Annotated in this window: 3 protein-coding genes and 2 pseudogenes; 3 read left to right on the plus strand and 2 right to left on the minus strand. The window is 63.6% G+C overall.

What is annotated here, in order from left to right:
- Positions 1-163 precede the first annotated feature (163 nt).
- Together CVV68_RS23720 and CVV68_RS22545 are read right to left on the minus strand one after the other, a co-directional pair.
- A complete protein-coding gene (locus CVV68_RS23720) occupies positions 164-538 on the minus strand; it encodes a hypothetical protein (protein ID WP_170133328.1) in 375 nt (124 codons plus the stop codon).
- A gap of 456 nt (positions 539-994) precedes the next feature.
- Positions 995-2,572 carry a phospholipase D family protein gene (locus CVV68_RS22545; protein WP_110503223.1) on the minus strand — a complete coding sequence of 526 codons (1,578 nt, stop codon included), beginning with the start codon at positions 2,570-2,572 and terminating at the stop codon, positions 995-997.
- A gap of 262 nt (positions 2,573-2,834) precedes the next feature.
- On the opposite strand from CVV68_RS22545, the gene CVV68_RS22550 reads away from it, so the two are divergent.
- The 3 genes and pseudogenes from CVV68_RS22550 to CVV68_RS22560 form a co-directional block, all read left to right on the plus strand.
- A complete protein-coding gene (locus CVV68_RS22550) occupies positions 2,835-3,911 on the plus strand; it encodes an App1 family protein phosphatidate phosphatase (protein WP_110503224.1) in 1,077 nt (358 codons plus the stop codon).
- 475 nt (positions 3,912-4,386) lie between these two features.
- Positions 4,387-5,773: pseudogene (locus CVV68_RS22555) on the plus strand (integrase core domain-containing protein).
- Between the two features lie 67 nt (positions 5,774-5,840).
- A pseudogene (locus CVV68_RS22560) lies at positions 5,841-6,068 on the plus strand (hypothetical protein); the annotation flags it as partial.

The raw sequence follows: 6,068 nt of genomic DNA on the forward strand, positions 1-6,068 counted from the left end.
CTGCTAAGAAGTGCCGCCCGGACGGTGGCATGAATTCATCTCAGCGGGCTGGTATTCACCACGAAACGCGAAGAGCCCAATTACCGGATGAGCCATATGCCTGCAAATGACCCTTATGCCGGTACGGCCTTAATTCCCATAGGCCGCCTTGCAGCAGACGGAACTACGGCGGGTCCACCCCATGGCACCGGTTGCCACGAACAAGATGATGCCGACGATCGCGAGCAACACCAAACCATGGAGGGTAAAGCCCAAAATGGCCACCATCGCCCACACCACGAGCAATACGACGACCGCCGATCGTTGTTCTCACCTTCACTTTCTCCATCGGGAACCGACGATACAGAAGTTGATGCACTTTGGAAGCACCCTGCTGTTGCTCGTCAACTACGGCGGCCAGACCCTGATTCACTGCCCCGCACTTGAAATAGATTCGCTTTCGTCCCCCTTTCATTTGTTCTGCCCATTCCAAGTCCCGCCAACATCGACGGGAGCCCCAACCCAATGGATAATCCAATTTAAGAATAGGGTTACTCATGGTTAAATTAATCCCGGTTGACAATGGAATCAACGGGTGTGGGCAAGGCTGGATGCGAGGATGACAGGCCATTTCGCGCAAGGACAACGCCGCAGCCGCCGCCGAGGCCCGCGAACACCTGGCCCGCTCTGATGGCTTGACTCGAAGCAACGGAGGGTCAGAAGTCGCCTCCACACCAGTCCGCGGAATTTCGGAGTTATGCAGACGAACATGGGCACGAAAGTGTCAGAGGTACCCTGCACAGAGCCACATTCTGCTCAATCGTGCTCTGCGCCAACCGGCACTCTTCAGAAGTCTTCTTCACCAACCAATAGGGCTGAAGATATCGTAACCGCGCGGATGTCGACGTGGGTCGATGTGGACCGGGATCACCGTCAGGGGTCGCCTGTCTCGCCGCCAAATTCTGAGCTGGCGGGCTTGGTCATGTGACGCCCTCCCCTGCTCCGCGACCCCTGCCTAGAACTCGGTTGTGCCGCGGAGTCGGCGGGGCCGGCCGTCCGGGTCCACCACGAAGCGGCTCAGCGGGTCGGCCCACAGGCGCTGCAGTGGCGGCACGGGTTCGGGGATGTGGTGTCGAACCTGACCGACGGGACGGGGCGAGCGGCCGCCCGTATCGTGCCACCGGTCGAGGGCGTCGGCGGTGGACTTCCAAAGTCTGAGCGCCGATACCGGGTCCTGGAGTCGTGGATCGTCCTGTTCCAGGCCCAGGTGTTCGGCCCAGAGTTCACACCGCAGTGCGTGCGCCAAGGACGAGGACGCGACGTGACTGGTATCGACCACGGCGCAGGTGAGCTCGCTGTCCGTCGTCCAGGATCGTCGGTTGAAATTGTCCGAGCCGCAGGTGAACCAGGCGTCGTCGATGATGCAGATCTTGGCATGGACATAGATCGGGGTTCCGGAACTGTTCTCCAGGTCGAAGACGCCCACCCTGTGGGGCGCAACCTCGCGGAGCATCTTAATGGCGCGCAGTTGCCCCAGCCGCATGGGTGGTCCTTTGAGAGCGCCGTCCGAGTCGGGTGTGCGCGGCACCACGGCGATGACGTTCAACTCGGGGTTTTGCTCGAGGGCCGCGGCGATTCCTGCTACGACGTCCGTGGCCCAGAGGTACTGGTCTTCGATGTAGATTAGGGACCTGGCGCGGGCAAACGCTTTCGTGTAGGCGCGGGCGATGCTGCGTTCCCCCTCAGGGGCGAACGGGAAGGGGGGCCGCTTGACCCCATAGGTGCGCAGCAACTGCACGGCGTGCGGACCCGCCGGTGGTGGCGGCGGTGCCACCTCGGGCAGCGGCTTAGGGTACCGCGGCATCCGGGCGAGGCGTTGCAGCAGCATCCGATACGGCGTGCGCCGATCCAGGGGGTGGGGATCGTTCCATCGTTCAGCGAACACTGCCAGGACATCCGCCACCACGGGGCCGCGCAGCTCGAGTGTGGCATCGTGCCACGGGGGCCGCGTCCCGTAGAGGGAATCCATGCTCACCGCCTGCGGGTCCCCGGAGTGCTCCGCATCGTCCCGACGGCTGTGCGAAAGATCGATCCCGCCAACAAAGGCCACGTCCCTCGAGGGGTGGTCGCGGTGACGGATGACGACCAGCTTTTGGTGATGGGAACCGAACAGGCGGACCCGCTGATCCAGCAGAACTTCGCCGCCGGCGTCGTTGATCTGACGGCTCAGCAGCTCGTTGGCCCGACCGCTGATGGGGGCCGAAACACGCTCCCCATGCGATCTCCAGACAAGGCCGCGCACTTCCACGCCCGCGCGCGCCAAACCTGCGAGCATTTCCCCGATTGACGGCCCGCCCGGCAGCAGCCGCTCGTTGGCGTCGCCGCGCCAATCCGTGAACCACACGCGGTCACCCGCCCGCAGGACTGTCAGCTCCTCATGCAGCCGTCCGAAGTACCCCGCTCCATGAATCAACGGGCGCACAAGATTGCCCTCCGACCACGACGGCGAACCGGCACCGCCAGCATGCACCTCTGTGGCCAGGTTTCCCCGCTCATCGCGGCTCAGAAACCACGAACCGGCGTCACTGTCCACGTCGCATTCCTTCCTACCCTCGCCAAGGGGCCCATGTCTGATCCCCAAGATAGACCACAACCGCGTGTCCTCCTATCACCAACCGACCCTGACGCGCCCGGGTCCCGCGGAAGGCGCCTCTCGAGGCGGCTGGGCAGCTCCGCGACCTGGCCAACCCTGTACTGCCACGCCGGTGGCTTTGCGGTACATGATCCACGCAGCGTTTTCCGACGTGCACGTCCCGTCTGGCCTTGATGCCCATGTTGTGTGGGACAGTGGAGACATGGTCCCGACTTCCCACCGGCGCGAGCAGCACGCTCCCGAGCAGCGGAACGACGATTCCGTGCGTGAACCTCCGGCACAGGTGCTGCTGGCGTCTGTCGTGCACCTTTCCGAGGCTATGCACGGTGTCCGCACGCGAGTGGCGGGAGTCAGCGGCTTCATCCCCACAATCATCGCCTATCCGGGCTACGGCAGCACCACATGGGTGCGCGTGCTCGCCCGGGTCGTCCTCACCAGCGAGCCTGCCGCCGCCAGGGGAAAGGTCCGCGGATGGCGCGCCTTCACCAGCGTGCCCGTCCGGCACAGCGAGGTCGAAGTGGAAATCGGCGGCGTCATCCACCCAGTCCGAGCCGACGACGGTGGACTTGTGGACGTGGTCCTGCAAGTCCACCTCGCACCGGGCTGGCACCCCGTCGTTTTGCGCAGCCCGGGGACGGCCCCGGCCCAGGCCCAGGTCCTGATCGTGGCGCCGGACGCCACGTTCGGCATCGTGAGCGACATCGACGACACAGTCATGGTTACTGCGCTGCCCAGGCCCCTGCTGGCCCTTTGGAACACCTTGGTCCTCAGCGAGCGGGCACGCACGCCCACCCCCGGCATGGCAGTGCTGCTGGACCGGATCGTGGCCCGGCATCCCGGGGCACCCGTCCTCTATCTGTCCACCGGGCCGTGGAACGTTGCGCCGGCCCTGGCCCGATTCCTGGCGCGGAACCTGTATCCGAAGGGCATCCTATTGCTCACCGACTGGGGACCGACACGGCAGCGCTGGTTCCGCAGCGGACGGGAGCACAAGCGCAACAACCTTGAACGACTCGCCCGCGAATTCCCCGGCGTCCAGTGGCTTCTCGTTGGCGACGACGGCCAGCACGACCCGGAAATCTATGCCGACTTCGCCCGCGCCCACGCCGGACAGACCGCCGCAATAGCCATCCGCCAGCTCTCCGCCGGTGAAGCCCTGCTAGCCGGCAGACGCGCCCACGAGGACTCCCCCGCCACCGAACACGGCCCCGTGCCCTGGGCGACCGCGCCGGACGGGGCCGGAATGGCCGCACAGCTGGGTAACTACGGCTTACTTTAAACCCGGTCCGGCCGAACATGTCGCAGCCATCCCAACGTGCCCGCGGAGCGACGGCGGCCTCTGATGCTACCCAATAGCTGGCCAACATGGGGCCCTTTGCTCCGTTCATAGCTCCCTACCGGGCACCCACGCCACCAAGCCTAACTCCGACCGGACACTCGCAAAGGCCGGCGCTCAGTCTCCAACCAGGATCAACCATGTCTCGCTCCCGTGGCCACCCACCGGCGCCATGACCCGAACCGTCCCGGGTTTTATGCCGTTTTCTATTGAGAGAATGGATAGCATGCCTAAGCAGTACACCCCTGAAGTTAAGAGCCGTGCCGTGTCCTACGTGATGGACCGTGTTATGTCGCAGGACATCGGTGACAGTTCTGTATCAACTCATCGGTGACACTTCCGGGGGTTTTGGTGGTGACACTTCCCTGCGGTGCCAACGGAGTTTGGGGCTCTCGGGGATGATGGCAAAGAATGACGGGTGAATAGGAATGAGCCTGTCAATGCCCGAATCCGCCTTGCGATCGCCCAGTGGCCCGATGACGCACCACGCGGGTCGGTGAGCACGTTTTGCGCCGAGCACGACATCACCCGTAAGACGTTCTACGCAATCCGGGCCCGGGCACGGGAACGAGGGCCAGGCCGCTGCCCTTGAGCCACGCGCCCGCCGGCCGAAAACCTCACCCACGCAGCTCACCGAGGACCGCAAGGACGAGGCGCTGCAGGTCCGGGCTGCTCTGGAGTCCTCCGGGCTGGACCACGGACCCATCAGCGTGCACGACAAGATGGTGTCTCTGGGGATGGATGCTCCGTCCGTGGCCTCGTTGGCGCGGATCTTTCGGGAGAAGAACGTGGCCCGGTCCGAACCAAACAAGAAACCCCGGGCCTCGTACCGCAGGTTCGTCTACCCGGCGCCGAACGCCTGCTGGCAGTTGGACGCGACCGAGTACGTGCTCGCCGGCGGGCGCGAGTGCGTGATCTTCCAGCTGCAGGATGACCATTCGCGCCTCGCCATCGCCTCCCACGTGGCCTCCGGAGAGACCAGCGAGGCGGCGCTGACGGTCGTCAAGAAGGGCATCTCCGCCCGCGGGGTTCCACAAAGATTATTGACTGACAATGGTGCGGCCCTGAATCCCTCACGCCGCGGGGTCGAAGGGCAACTGGTCGCCTACGTGACCTCGCTGGGTGTGGAGGCGATCACCGGCAAACCGTACAAGCCGACCACCCAGGGGAAGGACGAACGTTTCCACCAAACCCTGTTTCGCTGGCTGGACAAGCAGCCCATCGCCCAATCCCACGCGGAGCTGCAGTCCCAGGTCGATGGGTTCGACCACGTCTACAACACCGAGCGTCCGCACCAGGGACTGCCCGGGCGCATCACACCCCAGCAGTCGTGGGATGCAACAGCCATTGCCGAGGAACCCAGGCCAAGCCCGATCCTTCCAGAGCCCAATTCACCCGAATCAAGAACCCTCGGTGTGGCCCAACGCCTGATGGCAGCAGTGGAGCAAGAAGCCGCCGTTTCGGCCACCCGCACTGTGAAAGAAGGCACGCTGGCGACCCTTGGTCTGGAGAGGGTCACCGGCAGCATCATCCATCCCTCCGGCACCGGAAGCCGGAAGCTGAAGGTCTATTCCAACGGTGTCGTCAACATCGGACGAACCATATTTTCCCTGACCGCATCGATGAGCGGACGAACCGTCATCGCGAGCTGGGATGACGGTGGCGTCATCTTCGCCAACGCCGATGGGGAGATCGTTGCCGACTATGCTTGGCCACCGAAAAGCACTGCCTACGTCGGCATCTCCAAGTCCCGCCCGCTCATTGGCAAGGACCAGAATCCCGGGCAACTGTCACCGAAGTCCTGATACACCAACTGTCACCAATGTCCTGAGGCAGAACTGTCACCGATCCCTTGAGACATCACACTACGTGATGGACCGGATGGATCGTTATAAGTCTGTCTATGCTGCGTGTGCTGAGATGGCGCCGAAGCTCAATGTTGGTAAAGAAACGTTGCGACGCTGGGTTCTCCAGGCACAGGTTGATGCCGGTGACAGGACCGGGCCAAGCAGTGGAGAGCTCGCCGAGATCAAAGCACTCAAATCCAAGGTCAAGGACCTTGAAGAAGCGAATGAAATCCTGAAACAGTCAGCGATTTTC

The sequence above is a fragment of the Arthrobacter livingstonensis genome, from assembly GCF_003219815.1.
Lineage (GTDB): Bacteria > Actinomycetota > Actinomycetes > Actinomycetales > Micrococcaceae > Specibacter > Specibacter livingstonensis.